The following is a 17,309-nucleotide window of genomic DNA, read 5'->3' as shown; positions in this document are numbered from 1 at the left end:
GAAGGTAGAAGTGAATGATGAACCGTCTTGAAGAGGTGCTGAAGCTGGCCGCCACGGAGCCTGCCCATCGTCCTGAGTTTTTTCAGCTACTGCTGGAGGCGGATGCATGGGTGCCGGGGGAAAGCACCCAGCAGCAGTTGGATGCCAGCACGCCTGTCGACCTGCAGCACTGGGAAAAAGAAGATGGCAGCAGTGTGATCCCGTTTTTTACCTCCGAACAGGCGATGAGCGAGGCGATCAACGATGAGCAGCCTTATGTGCGGCTGCCGGTACGTACGCTGTTTGAAATGACCCGTGGCGAAACGCTGTTTCTTAATCCAAAGTTGCCCACGGGCAAAGAGTTTTCTGCGGCGGAAATCAGTCATCTGCTAGGGGAAGAGGGCAGTGCCCTGATGCAGCAAACGGTGCTGGAAGGCGGTCAGTCACTGCTGCTGTCAGAAATCGCGGAACCGCCCGCGCAGATGATCGACTCGCTGACGCAGTTGTTCAGCAAATACAAGCAGGTTAAACGCGCTTTCATTGCCAGCATTCGTGAACAGGCGGATGATGTGCCTAATCTGTTGATTGGTATTGAAGCGGACAGCGATATTGAGGCAATTATTCAGGCGGCCGGCAGCGTAGCCACCGATACATTACTGGATGATGCACCCATTGATGTGTGTGAGATTACGGCAGAGGACCGCGGAATCAGTCACTTCTTTACCGCGCACATTACGCCCTTTTATGAACGCCGCTGGGGCAGTTTCCTGCGTGAGTTCAAAGGTGGTCAGCGGATCATCTGACACACTGCGCGGCCTGTTCGGCCGCGCGTTTACCGTTACTTCGCAATCGGCAAATCATCCCGGCTGCCCCATTCGGACCAGGATCCGTCATACAGCGTCACTTCCCTTGCACCCAGAGCCGTCAGCGCCAGAATCAACACCACCGCAGTCACGCCAGAGCCACAGCTGGCTACGATGGGTTTGCTGATATCCACACCGGCTTCCGCAAAGCGTGAACGAAGTTCGGCTTCCGGCTTGAGTGCGCCCTGCTCGACCAGGGTATTCCAGGGCAAATTAAGGCTGTTGGGAATGTGCCCACGGTGCAATCCCGGACGGGGTTCATCGACCTCAGCATTAAAACGGTTCGCCGCGCGCGCATCGACAATTTGCGCGCCGCCTTCATGGCTAATCAGCAAGACATCCGTCACGCGTTTCACCAGGCCTTCATCGAACTGCGCATCAAACTCACCTTCCGGCAGACTGACCTCGCCCTCAGCCAGCGCATAACCCGCCGTTTTCCAGCCCTGCAGACCGCCAGCCAGAATGGAGACCTGTGCCACGCCAAAAGCGCGCAGCATCCACCACGCGCGGGGCGCAGAAAACAGATTGCCTTCATCATAAACAATCAAATGCTTATCACTGTTGATGCCCAGTTCGCGCATCGCCACCGCGAAGCTTTCGGCCCGGGGTAACATGTGGGGATAAGGGCTGGTGTGATCGGAAAGCGTTTCAATATTGAAAAAAGGCGCACCAGGCAAATGCTCCGCCAGATATTCTTTTTGAATATCGCGCGTGGCTTCCATGCCCGGCGGCAGCATACGCGCATCCAGAACCTGGAGCGTGCCGTCATTAAAATGTTCTTGTAACCAGTCGGCGGACACAAACAGTGGCGTCGTCATAACAACCTCTTCTCTGCAATCTGTGATGCCAGTGTCGGGCAATGTGCCCACCATCTCAAGAGAAGCGTTGATTAAATGCGAAGGTTGATGTGAAATCGTGCAGCATTATAAAACAACTCCCCTGGGGCACGGTGAAGGATTTACCATGAAACAACGCATTAACCGGCTGCTGTTCAGCATGCTGATCGGCGGCGCGCTGCTGTCTGCCGCCACGTTACCTGCTTTTTCCGTCAGCGCTGAAACGCCTGCCGCCAGTGCGCAGGTCAGTAAGCCGCTGAGCATTATCGACCTCTCCGAGCTCCAGCTCGATGGTGCCGCCGCACTGGTGTTAACGTTCAATCAGCCGCTTGATGATAAGCAGGACGTGGCCAAAAAAGTCCGGCTGACGGACGATCAGCGCGGCAAGGTGGATGGCGGTTGGGAGCTGTCCGGGAATCGCAAGGCGCTGCGTTTTCGCCATCCTGAACCCTCACGGCACTTTACTGTGACCGTCGATCCGGGCTTGCGCGCCGCCAGTGGTGAAACGCTGACCGCGGCTTACAGCCAAAAAATCACCACGCGCGACATTGAGCCGATGGTGGGCTTCGCCAGTCGCGGTTCTTTGCTGCCATTGCGTATTGCGCAGGGCCTGCCGGTGCTGGCCTTGAATGTCGGTCAGGTGGATGTCGATTTTTTCAGGATTAAAAACGCGGGCCTGGCGCAATTCCTGTCCCAGTGGAATAACGGGAGTAATCTCTCAACCTGGCAATCTCAGGAGCTGCTTAAAACCAGTGAGCTGGTTTACAGCGGCCGCTTTGAGCTTAACCCGGCACGCAATACGCGGGAAAAACTGCAGCTGCCGCTAAAAGACATCAAGCCGCTTCAGCAACCGGGCGTTTATCTGGCCGTGATGAAACAGTCCGGCACGTATCATTACAGTATGCCAGCCACGCTCTTCACCCTGAGCGATATCGGCCTGTCACTGCACCGTTTTCCGGGCCAGTTTGAGCTGTTTGCCCAGAGTCTGGAAAACGGCAATCCGCTCTCAGGCGTCAATGTCAGAGTCCTGAACGATAAAGGGCAGGTCCTGCAAAACGGCACCAGCGACAGCAGCGGGCATGTGCGTCTGAAAGCCGAAGACAAGGGCAAGTTCCTGTTGGCAATACAGGGCGATCAAACCTCCCTCATCGATCTGGCTCGCCCGGCATTAGATTTAGCCGAATTTCCCGTGGCGGGACCGGAGGGCTATGACAAGCAGCTGTTCGTGTTTGGCCCGCGCGATATCTACCGTCCCGGCGAAACGGTGATCGTCAATGCGCTGCTGCGTGATGCTGATGGCAAACCGTTACCGGCCCAACCGGTTAAAGCCGAAGTGGTACAGCCCGACGGTGAAGTGGTGCGCACCTTTGTCTGGCAACCGCAGGACGGGTTGTATCAGCAGCGATTCAGCCTGCCCACGACCGCCATGACCGGTGGCTGGATGCTGCGGCTGAACACCGGTGATAACCTGCCGCGTCAGTGGCATTTCCGCGTCGAAGATTTCCTGCCAGAGCGCATGGCGCTGACGCTGAAAAACGATGAGCAACCTCAGCCTGCCGATGCGGATATCACCTTTAACGTTGAGGGGCGTTATCTCTATGGTGCGCCTGCGGCGGGGAATGCGCTGCAGGGGCAGCTCTATCTACGTCCTGCCCGGGACGCGGTGGCAGCGCTGCCTGGCTATCAGTTTGGGGATATCACTGAGGAGGGCGTCAAACGCAGCCTGGGTGATGTGGATATCAAACTGGATGCGAACGGCAAAGCCCAGCTAACCGTCGAGAATCAGTGGGACCAGCTTCACTCGCCGCTAAACCTGATTTTACAGGCCAGCCTGCTGGAAACGGGTGGACGGCCTGTGACCCGACGTGCCACTCAGGCGATCTGGCCCGCGGAGGCGCTGCCGGGCATTCGTCCTCTGTTCGGCAACAAGTCGATCTACGATTACCGCAGTGACAGTTATCGCGATGAGCCGACCGTGCCGGAAAACAGCCTGGCCGATTTTGACATTGTTTACGCCAACAGTCAGGGCGAAAAGCTGGCGGCAGAAAAGCTGAATGTGCGCTTGATTCGCGAACGTCGTGATTACTACTGGAGCTTCTCTGACAGTGAAGGCTGGCAGTCACGCTACGACGCGAAAGATCTGCAGGAAGATGAGCGATCGATTACGGTGCCCGCTGAGGGCAGTACCAAAGTCAGCTTCCCGGTCGAGTGGGGCAGCTACCGACTGGAAGTGCAGGCGGGTGAAAAAATTGTCAGCAGCGTGCGTTTTCAGGCGGGCTATGACTGGCAGGATAATACCAATGGTACGGGCTCTCTGCGCCCGGATCAGGTCAAACTCCGCTTAGACAAAGCCGCTTATCAGCCCGGAGAAACCGTGCATCTGCAGGTGGAATCGCCCACGGCCGGTAAGGGCTATCTGATGGTTGAGTCCAGCAGCGGCACGCTGTGGTGGCAGCCGCTGACCGTTCCGCAGGGCGGGACGACGGTGGATGTGCCGATTGCCAACAGCTGGCAGCGTCACGATCTCTATTTTAGTGCCATTGTCGTACGGGAAGGGGACAAGACCAGCGGCGCTACGCCAAAACGTGCCGTCGGACTGCTACATCTGCCGATGGCGACCGACGCGCGCCGCCTGACCCTGACGCTGGATGCGCCCGAAAAGGTTCGCCCTGAGCAGAACCTGACGGTCAATGTGCAGGCCAGTCGTGAAGGCGGCCCGCTGCCGGAGAAGGTGCATGTGCTGCTGTCGGCGGTGGACAGCGGGGTTTTGAGCGTGACGGATTACAAAACTCCGGATCCCTGGCAGGCCTTTTTCGGCCGTAAACGTTATAACGTCGACCAGTACGATGTGTTTGGGCAGTTGATTGAAGGCGGCGGACGCCTGGCAGCGCTGCGCTTTGGCGGCGACGGCGAGGACGACACGCTGACGCGCGGCGGCAAGAAACCCGTTACCCACGTCAACATTGTGGCGCAGCAGCTACAGGCTGTTACGCTGGATAAAAACGGCAAGGGCTCGATCACGCTCCCTGTCCCGGCATTTAACGGTGAACTGCGCCTGATGACGCAGGTCTGGAGCGATGACAGCTTTGGCGCGGCAGAGCGCAAGCTGGTTGTGGCGGCGCCGCTGGTCAGTGAACTGGCCACGCCGCGCTTCCTGGCCAGCGGCGACAGCGCATCGCTGGCGCTGGATATCACCAACCTGACTGATTTACCGCAAACGCTGAAGGTGGATCTCGCAGCCCGGGGGCTTATTGCGCTGTCCGGCGCGGCCACGCAAAACGTGACGCTGGCCAAAGGTGAGCGGAAAACGCTACAGGTGCCGGTCACCGCGCAAAATGGTTTTGGTGACGGTGACGTTCAGGTCACGATTTCAGGCCTGAATCTGCCGGGTGAGCAGGTTCGGCCCAGCCAGCAGCAGTGGAAGATTGGCGTCAGGCCCCCTTATCCGGCCCAGACGCTCAGTTTTGACGCGGTGATCAACGGCGAGCAGCCGTGGCAGGTGACGGCGGCAGCCTTTGCCGGCCTGGACGCGGCTACGCTCAGTGGACAACTGACGCTGAGTAATCGCCCACCGTTGAATATTGCGCGCTATATCAGTGCGCTTTATGCCTATCCCTACGGTTGTCTGGAGCAAACGGCGAGCGGGCTGTGGCCATCGTTGTACACCAGCCAGGCGCAACTTACCGCCATGGGTATCAAAACCAGCTCTGATGAGGTTCGCCGGGCAGCGGTGGAAACCGGTATTGCCCGGTTGGCGGGCATGCAGCGCGCGGACGGCAGCTTTGGTTTATGGGGCAAACAGAGCGAAGAAGAATTCTGGTTAACGCCTTACGTAACGGATTTCTTACTGCGCGCCAGTGAGGCGGGCTATGCGTTGCCTGATGAGGTCGTCAGCCGGGCGAACGCGCGCCTGCTGCGTTATCTTCAGGACCCGGCGCAGATTACCGGAGGCGGCAGCCAGCACGTCGAAGCGTTACGTTTCAGCGTGCAGGCTTATGCCGGACTGGTGCTGGCGCGCCAGCAGCGGGCACCGCTGGGTGCCTTACGTGCGCTGTATGAAAAGCGTGACAAGGCCCAGTCGGGCCTGGCGCTGATGCAGTTGGGCATTGCGCTGAAGTTAATGGGTGATGAACAGCGTGCGCAACTGGCGGTGATGCAGGGGGCAACGCTGCCACGCGCTGAGAACCGCTGGTTTGGCGACTACGGCAGTACCGTGCGCGATCAGGGCATGATGATTGCGCTGCTGGCTGAAAATCAACTGCAGCCGGACCTGCAAAACAGCCTGCTGCTGTCACTGTCTAAAGAGGTGACGGGCAAGCGCTGGTTCTCCACTCAGGAGAATAATGCCCTTTACCTGGCGGCCCGGACGCTGCAAACCGCCAACGGGCAACGCTGGCAGGCGCAACTTTCGGGTAGCGATCAGCCTGCGAGCGGAGAGGCGCCGCTAAATAAAGGACTGGATCATCAGCAACTGACTCAGGGCGTTGACGTACGTAATGTCGGCAGCACGCCGCTGTACGCCAGTCTGAACGTGGTCGGCTATCCGCTGAGTCCACCTGCGCCAGTCAGCCATATGATGGCGATTAAACGCGAGTACTTTACGCTGGATGGGCAGGCTGCCGATTTGAATAATCTGCGCAGCGGAGAGCTGCTGGTGGTGCGCCTGACGATCTCAGCCAAACGCAGCATTAGCGATGCGCTGGTGGTGGATTTATTGCCCGCCGGTCTGGAGCTGGAAAATCAGAACCTGGCGGACAGCAGTGCCAGTCTGGGGGACAGCGCCGATGCCTTAAAAGAGAGCATGATGGATATGCAACAGGCCAGCATCAGGCATATTGAGTTCCGTGATGACCGCTTTGTTGCCGCTCTGGCCGTCGATACGTATCGTCCCACCACGCTGATTTATCTGGCGCGGGCAGTCACACCGGGGCGCTATCAATTGCCCCCGCCGCAGGTGGAATCCATGTACGTGCCCGAATGGCGCGCCATTGGCAGCACACCGCAGCAGCTGCATGTACAGTAATCGGGTGCGTGCGTGATCAGGCACATCAGAAAGCGGTGGCTGCTGGCGCTGCCGCTTTGTGTTCTGGGGCTGCTGCTTGCGCTGCTGATACTGGACCGGCTGTCACCACTGCCGCTTAAAGCGGTCCAGCCTGCGCGAGTGGTGGTCGCGGAGGACGGTACGCCGTTGTGGCGATTTGCCGACAGTCAGGGGATCTGGCGCTATCCGGTCACGCCCGAAGAGGTTTCGCCCGCCTATATCCAGGCGTTGCTGACCTATGAAGATCGCTGGTTCTGGTATCACCCCGGTATTAATCCGCTGTCTGTGCTGCGGGCCGCCTGGCAGAATCTTCGCTATCGTAGTGTGATTTCCGGTGGCAGCACCTTAACGATGCAGGTGGCACGGCTTATCGACCCGCAGCCGCGGACGCTGCGCGGCAAGCTGATTCAGACATGGCGTGCTCTACAACTGGAGTGGCACCTGTCAAAACGTGACATCCTGACGCTTTATCTTAATCGCGCGCCCTTTGGCGGCACGCTGGAAGGCATTGGCGCAGCCAGCTGGAGCTGGCTGGGCAAAGCCCCGTCGCAGTTAACCCGCGGGGAAGCCGCCTTGCTGGCCGTGCTGCCGCAGTCACCCAGCCGCCTGCGGCCCGACCGCTGGCCGGAAAGGGCTGAGGCGGCACGTAATAAAGTGCTGGACCGTCTGGCGCAATATCACGTCTGGTCTGCGCGTCAGGTGGCCGAGATCCGCCAGGAACCGGTCTGGCTGCCACCACGGCAAATGCCGCAGATGGCACCCTTGCTGGCCCGGCGGCTGTTGTCGATCAGCACTCACGAAAAAATCGTCTCAACGCTGGACCCGTCGCTGCAGCGTGAGCTGGAAAGTATGACGCTGAACATCAAAAATCAGCTGCCGCCGCGCACCTCGCTGGCCATTCTGGTGGTCGATCACACCACCATGGCCGTACGTGGGTATGTTGGTTCCGTTGACTTTGCTGACGACAACCGCTTCGGGCATGTCGATATGATTGCCAGCGTACGCTCACCGGGATCGATCTTAAAACCCTTTGTTTATGGCATGGCGCTGGATGACGGGCTGATTCATGCCGAGTCGCTGCTGCAGGATGTGCCGCGCCGTTTTGGCGACTACCGTCCGGGTAACTTCGATACCGGTTTTCATGGGCCGGTCAGCGCCAGCGAAGCGCTGGTGCGTTCCCTTAATCTGCCTGCGGTGCAGGTGCTGGAAGCGCTGGGTCCCAAAAATGTCGCGGCCCGCCTGCGCAATGTCGGGTTTAACCTGCGCTTTCCGCCCGGCGCCGAGCCGAATTTGTCATTGATACTGGGGGGCACCGGCGCGCGCATGGACGAGATCGTTGCGGCGTACAGCGCTTTCGTGCGTCAGGGCAACGCCGCGCAACTGCGCTGGATGCCCGATCAACCGTTGCAGCAGCGGCCTCTGTTTTCGCCCGGCGCGGCGTGGATTATCCGCCGTGTCCTGGCGGGTGAAGCGCAGCCTGCGGGCAAAGGGAACCTGCCTGCGGTTGTACCGCTGGCGTGGAAAACCGGCACCAGCTATGGCTATCGCGATGCCTGGGCGGTGGGCATGAATCCCCGCTATCTGATCGGCGTCTGGGTTGGCCGTCCCGATGCAACGCCCGTCGCAGGGCAGTTTGGTTTTGCGTCTGCCGTTCCCGTGATGAATCAGGTAAACAGCGTACTAATGAACCGTTTAGCCGGACAGGAGGTGCCCGTTGATCCTCGTCCCGCATCGGTTACGGTGGCCAGCATCTGCTGGCCGGGCGGACAACCGCTGCCTGTGGGCGATGAAAACTGCCGCCAGCGCCGCCAGAGCTGGGTGTTGAATGACACGTTGCCGCCCACCTTGCTGGCATCGGGCCAGGAAAGCCTCAGCGGTTTACGGTTGCGCTACTGGCTAAATGACCAGGGCCGCCGCGTGGCGGCTGACTGTCCGCACGCTGTCAGCCACGATCGTTTACTGTGGCCCTTACCGCTGGAAGCCTGGCTACCGTTGCAGGAGCGACGGCGTCAGCGGTTACCGGCTATCGACAGTCAGTGCCCGCCACTCACGCAGGGCAGCAGCGCGCCGCTGATTGTCACAGGCGTCATTGACGGGCAACGGGTGCAGCCGTTGCCGGGTAATTCCACCCTGGTCATGCCGGTTGCGGCACAGGGCGGGCAGGGTAATCAGCGCTGGTGGTTTTTGAACGGTGAACCCGTGACGGCGGAAAACCAGAGCGGCACGCTGTCGCTGCGTCTTGATCGCTCTGGTGACTATCAACTGGTGGTGATGGATGAAGCCGGGCAGCTTGCGACCGTTAACTTCACACGGGGATGATGGTTTTTTGCGCTAAATCAGATTTGAAAGCCTTCCGCATCGACACAGATCAAGATTTTTCAAGAAATTATGGGTTCTGTGATAGGCAACGTCACACTCAACCCCTATAATCGGCGCCGTTTCTTAGCCGGGGCGTACGCCCTCGGTTTCTTCAGAACGTCAAGACAGAGGTCATCATGGCAATCGAACGTACTTTTTCTATCATCAAGCCAAACGCCGTCGCGAAAAACGTGATCGGTGCTATCTACAACCGTTTTGAAAGCGCAGGCTTCAAAATCGTTGGCGCAAAAATGCTGCAGCTGAGCAAAGAGCAGGCTGAAGGTTTCTACGCAGAGCACCAGGGCAAGCCGTTCTTCGACGGTCTGGTTGAATTCATGACCTCTGGCCCGGTTGTGGTTTCTGTACTGGAAGGCGAAAATGCCGTTCAGCGTCACCGTGACCTGATGGGTGCAACTAACCCAGCCAACGCACTGGCCGGTACACTGCGTGCTGACTATGCTGACAGCTTCACCGAAAACGCTACTCACGGTTCTGACTCTGCAGAGTCTGCAGCCCGTGAAATCGCGTACTTCTTCGGCGAAAACGAAATCTGCCCACGTACCCGTTAATTACTGACGCGTACACGGCTTTACAAAAATCTGCTGACCCGCGGTCACTCGCACCTGTTATCGGGCAGCAGATGTTGTACAATATTGCGCCTTCATTGAGCCAGCTTAGTGAAGGCGTAATTTTTTCTTTTCCCAACCGCGCCATAACGTGTAACAACGAGGCCAGAGAACACTATGTCCGAACAGATTGTGACGCCCGCGTCCACCTCACCGCTTTCCGTTTCGCCCAAAAGCCAAAAAATTAACCTGCTGGATCTTAACCGTCAGCAGATGCGCGAATTCTTTGTGTCCCTGGGTGAAAAACCGTTCCGTGCCGATCAGGTGATGAAGTGGATTTACCACTACTGCTGCGACGATTTCGAGCAGATGACCGACATCAATAAAAAGCTGCGTAACCGCTTAATGGAACTCACCGAAATTCGCGCGCCGGAAGTGGCCGAAGAGATGCGTTCAACGGACGGCACCATTAAGTGGGCTATTCGCGTGGGCGATCAACTGGTGGAAACGGTATATATCCCGGAAGGCGACCGTGCCACGTTGTGCGTGTCCTCCCAGGTGGGCTGTGCACTGGAATGTAAATTCTGCTCAACGGCGCAACAGGGCTTTAACCGCAATCTGCGCGTCTCCGAAATTATCGGCCAGGTCTGGCGTGCGGCAAAAATTGTCGGTGCAGCCAAACTGACCGGCCAGCGTCCTATCACTAACGTCGTGATGATGGGCATGGGCGAACCTTTGCTCAACCTGAATAACGTCGTCCCGGCAATGGAAATCATGCTGGATGATTTCGGTTTCGGTTTATCAAAACGCCGTGTGACGCTGTCGACCTCGGGCGTGGTTCCGGCTCTCGACAAGCTGGGTGACATGATTGACGTGGCGCTGGCTATCTCGCTGCATGCGCCCAATGATAAACTGCGCGATGACATCGTGCCGATTAACAAGAAGTACAACATCGAAACCTTCCTGGCGGCAGTCAAACGCTATATTGGTAAATCCAACGCCAACCAGGGACGTGTCACGATTGAGTATGTGCTGCTGGACCACGTGAACGACAGCACCGATGATGCGCATGAGCTGGCGGCACTGCTCAAAGAAACACCGTGCAAAATTAACCTGATCCCCTGGAACCCCTTCCCGGGCGCACCTTATGGTCGCAGCTCAAACAGCCGCATTGACCGCTTCGCTAAGGTGCTAATGGACTATGGCTTTACCACCATTGTGCGTAAAACCCGCGGGGACGATATTGATGCCGCCTGTGGTCAGCTGGCGGGTGAAGTCATCGACCGCACCAAACGTACCCTGCGTAAGAAGATGGCCGGTGAAGCCATATCTGTGAAGGCGATCTGAAAGGCGGACGAACAGGGTTTCTGATCGGTTACCGGCGTGGCAGGCTGCTGCCCACCACACGGATGACAGGAAGGAAACCTTATGCGCAAAGGAGCAGGCGCGCGGCTACTGGCCGTTTTTGTTGTAAGCGGTTGTGTCAGTTCACCGTCGCAACCCGGGGCCGCAGAATTGCGTTTACAGCTGGGTATGCATTACCTTGCCGTAAACGATTACAGTGCGGCGCGCCGTAATTTCCTTCGCGCGCAGGCGGCAGCGCCAAAGGATTATCGGGTGCAGCTGGCCTTTGCCAGGCTCGCTCAGCGTCAAGGGCAAACTTCTGCTGCGCATCTTCATTTTTTACAGGCGCAGCAAATTGCCCCATATAATGGTTACATCGCTAACAATTACGGTGCGTTTCTTTGCACTTTAGGGCAGTATGATGAAGCGCATCAACAGTTTATCCGGGCAAAAGATGCGCAGGAAGGAGACGCCCGCATCGATGCGTACGAACTGTCGGGATATTGTTATCTGCGGGCAGGGGACAGACAGTCAGCGCGAGCAGCATTGTCTTATGCGCGTGATGCGGACAGAAGTAAGGGAGAATCGCTGCTGGCTGAAGCTGAAAGAGCGGTCGAACATGACCAATGGGCTAACCTGGCGCTATTGTTAGAGCTTTACCAGCCGCTGCCGGAGACGGCACGCAGCCTGGCGTTACACATACGTTTCGCCGCGCAACAGGGAAATCACGCAGACGTTTCACGTTATGGCGACCAGTTAGCGCGACGTTTTCCGCAATCGATACAGTACCAGCGTTATTTAGCTAATGAATACTGAAGCCACTCAAGAAAATTCTGCAGTTCATTCCACAGGTGCCCGCCTGCGTATCGCCCGTGAGCAAATGGGACTTACGCAGCAAAATGTCGCTGAACGCCTGTGCCTTAAACTTTCTACCGTGCGTGATATTGAAGAAGACAAGTCACCTGCGGATTTAGCCTCTACCTTCCTGCGCGGTTATATTCGTTCCTATGCGCGTCTGGTGCATATTCCTGAAGAGGAACTGCTGCCGATGATGGCAAAACAGACGCCAGTGCGGGCAGCTAAAATCGAACCGATGCAAAGCTTCTCATTGGGTAAACGCCGCAAGAAGCGGGACGGCTGGTTAATGATCTTCACCTGGCTGGTGGTCTTTGTTGTCGTTGGTCTGACGGGGGCCTGGTGGTGGCAAAACCATAAAGCCTCTCAGGATGAACTGGTGTCGATGGCCGACCAAAACGGCAGCAGCGGTGACAACAGCCAGTCGATTCCCTTAGGGCAAAACAGTGGTTCGTCCTCCGCGCCAGCGGATAACAGTACCAGCGTGCCGTTAACCAGTGGAAACAGCGCGGCGAACCCTGCTCCTGCTAACAGCGGCACAGCGGCCAGCACGCCCGCTGAAAACGACAACGCAAATGCAGCCACCTCCTCTTCGGCAGAGAACAGTGCCGTGGTTTCACCCAGTCAGGCACCCGTAGAGAACACTACCGCACCGACATCGTCGAACGCTACGCAGCCCATGCCTGTGGGCGCAGCGGCCGTCAGCGAACCTGCCGCCGACCCGAATGCGGTGGTGATGACTTTCACGGCTGATTGCTGGCTGGAAGTCAGCGATGCGACGGGCAAAAAACTGTTTAGCGGTATTCAGCGCAGTGGCGGTAAACTGAGCCTGTCAGGAACGGCCCCGTATCGTCTGAAAATTGGTGCGCCGGCAGCTGTTCATGTCGAATATCAGAATAAACCCGTTGATTTAAGTCGCTTTATCCGTAATAACCAGGTTGCTCGCCTGACGTTGGGTGCGCAATAACAGCGTAACGCGTGTTCCGGGCAATTGTGGAGAAGAAATATGCATAACCAAGCACCCATTATCCGCCGTAAGTCCAAACGTATTTACGTCGGCCAGGTGCCGATTGGCGATGGTGCGCCCATCGCCGTTCAGTCAATGACGAACACCCGCACCACCGATGTGGCCGCGACGGTCAGTCAGATCAAAGCCCTTGAGCGCGTGGGCGTGGATATCGTTCGCGTGTCGGTGCCCACGATGGATGCCGCCGAAGCGTTTAAACTGATTAAGCAGCAGGTCAATGTCCCGCTGGTCGCCGATATCCATTTTGACTACCGTATCGCGCTGAAAGTGGCGGAGTACGGTGTGGATTGCCTGCGCATCAACCCCGGCAACATTGGTAACAACGAGCGTATCCGCTCTGTTGTCGACTGTGCCCGCGATAAAAATATTCCCATCCGCATCGGGGTTAACGCCGGATCGCTGGAAAAAGATCTGCAGGAAAAATACGGCGAACCTACGCCGCAGGCCCTGCTGGAATCGGCCATGCGTCACGTCGATCATCTGGATCGCCTCAACTTCGATCAGTTTAAAGTCAGCGTAAAAGCCTCGGATGTGTTCCTGGCCGTTGAGTCCTATCGTCTGCTGGCCAAACAAATTGAGCAGCCGCTGCACCTGGGGATCACCGAAGCGGGCGGCGCACGCGCGGGGGCAGTAAAATCCGCTATTGGTCTGGGATTACTGCTTTCAGAAGGCATCGGCGACACACTGCGTATCTCGCTGGCCGCTGACCCGGTAGAAGAAGTCAAAGTGGGCTTTGATATCCTGAAGTCGCTGCGTATCCGTTCACGCGGCATTAACTTCATTGCCTGCCCGACCTGTTCTCGTCAGGAGTTTGACGTGATTGGCACGGTAAACGCGCTGGAGCAGCGACTGGAAGACATTATCACGCCGATGGATGTCTCTATCATTGGCTGTGTGGTGAATGGCCCGGGCGAAGCGACAGTGTCCACGCTGGGCGTGACCGGCAGCAACAAGAAAAGCGGTTTCTACGAAGACGGTGTCCGTCAGCGCGATCGTCTCGACAATGACAATATGATCGATCAACTGGAAGCACGCATTCGCGCCAAAGCGGCGATGCTGGATGAAACCCGTCGTATCGACGTACAGCAACTGGAAAAATAATCCTTTGCGCGTACGGCATGCACGACTTTTTTAGCTGAGCCTGTGCGGTTTCATCCTCATGAGGTATGATGCCGGACAGGTTTTTTTGCATTAAGAGATTTTAACGTGGCGAAGAATATTCAAGCGATTCGCGGGATGAACGATTTTCTGCCTGCGGATACGGCCATCTGGCAACGAGTTGAAGATGTCCTGAAGTCCGTGCTGGCGAGTTATGGTTACAGCGAAATTCGCTTACCTATTGTAGAGCAAACTCCCCTGTTCAAACGTGCAATCGGTGAAGTCACCGATGTGGTTGAAAAAGAGATGTACACCTTTGACGATCGTAATGGCGAAAGCCTGACGCTTCGTCCGGAAGGGACGGCAGGCTGCGTGCGTGCCGGTATCGAACACGGCTTGCTTTACAATCAGGAACAGCGCCTGTGGTACATGGGCCCTATGTTTCGCTACGAGCGTCCGCAAAAAGGGCGCTATCGCCAGTTCCACCAGATTGGTGTGGAAGTCTTTGGCCTGCAGGGGCCGGATATTGATGCCGAGCTGATTATGCTGAACGCCCGCTGGTGGAAAGCGTTAGGTATCGCCGACCATGTGCGCCTTGAACTGAACTCTATCGGTTCACTTGACGCGCGCGCCAGTTACCGCGAGGCGCTGGTTGCCTTTCTGGAACAGCATAAAGAGGCGCTGGACGAGGACTGCAAACGCCGCATGTACAGCAACCCAATGCGCGTGCTTGACAGTAAAAACCCGGATATTCAGACGCTGCTGAACGATGCGCCTCAGCTTGGTGACTTCCTCGATGAAGAATCACGTGCCCACTTCGATGGCCTGCGTGCGCTGTTAGATGATGCCGGTATCGCTTACACGGTGAATCAGCGCCTGGTACGTGGGCTCGATTACTACAACCGCACGGTGATTGAATGGGTCACCGACAGCCTCGGCTCGCAGGGCACCGTGTGCGGCGGCGGACGTTACGATGGCCTGGTCGAACAACTGGGCGGACGTGCGACGCCAGGTGTCGGTTTTGCCATGGGCATGGAGCGTCTGGTGTTGTTAGTGCAGGCGGTGAACCCAGAATTTGAACCCGCGCGTAATGTCGATGTCTATGTTATCGCCTCAGGTCAGGGCGTTCAGTCAGCGGCAATGCAGCTGGCCGAAAAATTGCGTGATCAGCTGCCCGACATGAAGCTGATGACTAACTTCGGCGGCGGGAACTTCAAGAAGCAATTTGCACGCGCAGATAAGTGGGGCGCTCGCGTGGCGCTGGTGCTGGGTGAAGATGAACAGAAAGCCGGCCAGGTCGTGATTAAAGATCTGCGCAATGGCGAACAGCAAACGCTGGCGCAGGCGGATGCTGCGGCTGCACTGCGCACGCTGTTACAGTAAGCGCGTTATGGCACAACCATTGAAAGGAGAGGGATTGCGTGGAAGTGTATAGCAATGAGAACGAACAGGTTGATGCGCTGCGTCGCTTTTTCGCCAACAACGGTAAAGCATTAGCCATTGGTGTGGTTATCGGTATTGCTGCATTAGGTGGCTGGCGTTACTGGTCGAGCCATGAGCAGGACTCTGCTAAAACCGTGTCGGCTGAGTACCAGAAACTCACCAGCGCCATGCAGGTCAGCAAGCCTGAAACGCTGGAAGCCGTTAACACGTTTGCCCGCGAAAACAGCAATACCTATGGTGCCCTGGCGGCGCTGGATCTGGCGAAGCAGTATGTCGACAGCAATCAGCTGGACAAGGCCGAGAGCCTGCTGCAAAACGGATTAAAAGACACCAAAGATGCCAATCTGCAGGCGGTAATTAACCTGCGCCTGGCACGCATTCAACTGCAACAGAATCAGGCTGATGCGGCACTTAAAACCCTTGACGGTGTGAAGGGTGATGGCTGGACAGCCATTGTGGCTGACATCCGCGGCGAAGCGCTGCTGAGCAAAGGCGATAAGCAGGGCGCGCGCGATGCATGGAGCAAAGGCGTCGAATCTGACGCGTCTCCGGCGCTGAAGCAAATGATGCAGATGAAGATGAATAACTTAAGCTAAGCCAGTCAAGAGAGAGCGCATGGAATTACGTAAATACCTGCTGCCGGGGCTGATTTCAGTCACCCTGCTCAGCGGTTGCTCGCTGTTCAGCGGCGAAGAAGATGTAGTGAAAATGGCCCCATTGCCGAAAGTGGAAAACCAGTTCACGCCGAAGACAGTATGGAGTACAGGCGTGGGCGACGGGATTGGCGATTTCTATTCCAACCTGCATCCGACCTGGCAAGACGGCACCGTTTATGCGGCTGACCGCTTTGGTATCGTAAAAGCGCTCGATGCAGCGGATGGCAAAGAAAAATGGAAAGTCGACCTCTCTGAGAAAACCGGCTTCTTCTCTAAAAACCTGTCTGCCATGCTGTCCGGTGGTATTACCGTCAGCGGCGATCGCCTGTATATCGGCAGTGAGCGCGGTCAGGTTTATGCCCTGAACACCAGTGATGGTTCGATTGTATGGCAAGCCAAAGCGGCTGGCGAAGCGCTGTCGCGTCCTGTGGTCAGCGATGGCCTGGTGCTGATTCATACCAGTAACGGTATGTTGCAGGGTCTGGATCAGGCGACCGGGGCGGTGAAGTGGACCGTGAACCTGGACATGCCTGCGCTGTCGCTGCGCGGTGAATCAGCCCCGTCAGTTGCCTTTGGTGGCGCGATTGTGGGTGGCGACAACGGACGCGTCAGCGCCGTGATCATGAATCAGGGCCAGTTGATTTGGCAGCAGCGTATTTCACAGCCGAGCGGGGCGACGGAAATCGACCGCCTGAGCGACGTGGATACCACGCCGATTATTGTAAATGGTGTGGTTTACGCGCTGGCGTACAATGGCAACCTTTCCGCACTGGATCTGCGTTCAGGGCAGATTTTGTGGAAACGTGAAATTGGCGGCGTGAAAGATCTGATTGTCGATGCCGGGCGTATCTACCTGGTGGATCAGGACGATCGTGTGATTGCCCTGAATGCGGATGGCGGTGTCGCTATCTGGCGTCAAAGCGAGCTGCTGCATCGTAATCTGACCTCACCGGTGCTGTATAATGGCTACATCGTCGTCGGTGACGGCGAAGGCTACCTGCACTGGCTGAACACCACGGATGGCCGCTTTGTTGCTCAGCAAAAACTGGACAGCTCGGGCTTCCAGACTGAGCCTGTTGTCGCCAGCGACAAGCTGCTGATTCAGTCGAAAGATGGTGAAGTTTATGCCATTACCCGCTAACGGGTAAGTTGTCAGGCAGGGTTATCCTTCCGGCACAGCGGCTCCTGATTTCATCAGGGGCCGTTTCGTTTTTAGTCAGGCATGGTATCCTTTGCGCCGTAA

General features: G+C 57.1%; 12 protein-coding genes. 11 read left to right on the top strand and 1 reads right to left on the bottom strand.

Annotated elements, in window-relative coordinates:
• The first annotated feature begins 17 nt into the window (after positions 1 to 17).
• Entirely contained in the window at positions 18 to 782 is a 765-nt protein-coding gene (sseB, locus tag C7434_RS10485; RefSeq protein WP_172677643.1) for an enhanced serine sensitivity protein SseB, read from the top strand.
• A gap of 35 nt (positions 783 to 817) precedes the next feature.
• On the opposite strand, the gene sseA is transcribed toward sseB, so the two are convergent.
• Positions 818 to 1,660 carry a 3-mercaptopyruvate sulfurtransferase gene (gene sseA / locus C7434_RS10480; RefSeq protein ID WP_033740896.1) on the bottom strand — a complete coding sequence of 281 codons (843 nt, stop codon included), beginning with the start codon at positions 1,658 to 1,660 and terminating at the stop codon, positions 818 to 820.
• A gap of 145 nt (positions 1,661 to 1,805) precedes the next feature.
• On the opposite strand from sseA, the gene C7434_RS10475 reads away from it, so the two are divergent.
• The 10 genes from C7434_RS10475 to bamB all read left to right on the top strand — a co-directional run bounded on the left by C7434_RS10475 (position 1,806) and on the right by bamB (position 17,207).
• Complete coding sequence (locus tag C7434_RS10475) at positions 1,806 to 6,701, top strand: alpha-2-macroglobulin (protein ID WP_033740895.1); 4,896 nt, start codon at positions 1,806 to 1,808, stop codon at positions 6,699 to 6,701.
• 12 nt (positions 6,702 to 6,713) lie between these two features.
• Positions 6,714 to 9,038, top strand: a complete 2,325-nt coding sequence (gene pbpC, locus C7434_RS10470) for a peptidoglycan glycosyltransferase PbpC (RefSeq protein ID WP_133745434.1) — start codon at positions 6,714 to 6,716, stop codon at positions 9,036 to 9,038.
• 176 nt (positions 9,039 to 9,214) lie between these two features.
• On the top strand, positions 9,215 to 9,646 hold the full coding sequence (gene ndk / locus C7434_RS10465; RefSeq protein WP_003848684.1) for a nucleoside-diphosphate kinase: 432 nt from the start codon (positions 9,215 to 9,217) through the stop codon (positions 9,644 to 9,646).
• Positions 9,647 to 9,820: 174 nt separating this feature from the next.
• Positions 9,821 to 10,990 (top strand): bifunctional tRNA (adenosine(37)-C2)-methyltransferase TrmG/ribosomal RNA large subunit methyltransferase RlmN, encoded by a 1,170-nt coding sequence (locus tag C7434_RS10460; RefSeq protein ID WP_033740892.1) that lies wholly within the window; start codon positions 9,821 to 9,823, stop codon positions 10,988 to 10,990.
• 81 nt (positions 10,991 to 11,071) lie between these two features.
• Positions 11,072 to 11,803: a type IV pilus biogenesis/stability protein PilW gene (pilW, locus tag C7434_RS10455; protein ID WP_033740890.1), complete on the top strand. Its 732-nt coding sequence runs from the start codon at positions 11,072 to 11,074 to the stop codon at positions 11,801 to 11,803.
• Entirely contained in the window at positions 11,793 to 12,809 is a 1,017-nt protein-coding gene (gene rodZ / locus C7434_RS10450; protein ID WP_033740888.1) for a cytoskeleton protein RodZ, read from the top strand. The genes pilW and rodZ overlap by 11 nt, the downstream gene beginning before the upstream one ends.
• Positions 12,810 to 12,848: 39 nt before the next feature.
• The gene (ispG, locus tag C7434_RS10445; protein WP_033740886.1) at positions 12,849 to 13,970 is read left to right on the top strand and encodes a flavodoxin-dependent (E)-4-hydroxy-3-methylbut-2-enyl-diphosphate synthase; all 1,122 of its coding nucleotides are present in this window, start codon (positions 12,849 to 12,851) and stop codon (positions 13,968 to 13,970) included.
• A gap of 105 nt (positions 13,971 to 14,075) precedes the next feature.
• Positions 14,076 to 15,350, top strand: coding sequence for a histidine--tRNA ligase (hisS, locus tag C7434_RS10440; RefSeq protein ID WP_006120624.1), 1,275 nt, complete (start codon positions 14,076 to 14,078; stop codon positions 15,348 to 15,350).
• 38 nt (positions 15,351 to 15,388) lie between these two features.
• Positions 15,389 to 16,006, top strand: coding sequence for a YfgM family protein (locus C7434_RS10435; RefSeq protein ID WP_006120623.1), 618 nt, complete (start codon positions 15,389 to 15,391; stop codon positions 16,004 to 16,006).
• A 19-nt stretch (positions 16,007 to 16,025) separates the two neighbouring features.
• Positions 16,026 to 17,207: an outer membrane protein assembly factor BamB gene (bamB, locus tag C7434_RS10430; RefSeq protein WP_006120622.1), complete on the top strand. Its 1,182-nt coding sequence runs from the start codon at positions 16,026 to 16,028 to the stop codon at positions 17,205 to 17,207.
• Positions 17,208 to 17,309 lie beyond the last annotated feature (102 nt).

Origin of the sequence: Pantoea sp. PNA 14-12, assembly GCF_004364735.1 — a bacterium.
GTDB lineage: Bacteria > Pseudomonadota > Gammaproteobacteria > Enterobacterales > Enterobacteriaceae > Pantoea > Pantoea stewartii.
The sequence above is the reverse complement of the archived record's forward strand: the minus strand, read 5'-3'. Positions and strand labels throughout refer to the sequence as shown.

Excerpts from the sequence above, each read along its gene's own strand:
- sseB (WP_172677643.1), top strand. The coding sequence starts at position 18 with ATGAACCGTCTTGAAGAGGTGCTGAAGCTGGCCGCCACGGAGCCTGCC.
- sseA (WP_033740896.1), bottom strand. The coding sequence starts at position 1,660 with ATGACGACGCCACTGTTTGTGTCCGCCGACTGGTTACAAGAACATTTT.
- C7434_RS10475 (WP_033740895.1), top strand. The coding sequence starts at position 1,806 with ATGAAACAACGCATTAACCGGCTGCTGTTCAGCATGCTGATCGGCGGC.
- ndk (WP_003848684.1), top strand. The coding sequence starts at position 9,215 with ATGGCAATCGAACGTACTTTTTCTATCATCAAGCCAAACGCCGTCGCG.
- C7434_RS10460 (WP_033740892.1), top strand. The coding sequence starts at position 9,821 with ATGTCCGAACAGATTGTGACGCCCGCGTCCACCTCACCGCTTTCCGTT.
- pilW (WP_033740890.1), top strand. The coding sequence starts at position 11,072 with ATGCGCAAAGGAGCAGGCGCGCGGCTACTGGCCGTTTTTGTTGTAAGC.
- rodZ (WP_033740888.1), top strand. The coding sequence starts at position 11,793 with ATGAATACTGAAGCCACTCAAGAAAATTCTGCAGTTCATTCCACAGGT.
- ispG (WP_033740886.1), top strand. The coding sequence starts at position 12,849 with ATGCATAACCAAGCACCCATTATCCGCCGTAAGTCCAAACGTATTTAC.
- bamB (WP_006120622.1), top strand. The coding sequence starts at position 16,026 with ATGGAATTACGTAAATACCTGCTGCCGGGGCTGATTTCAGTCACCCTG.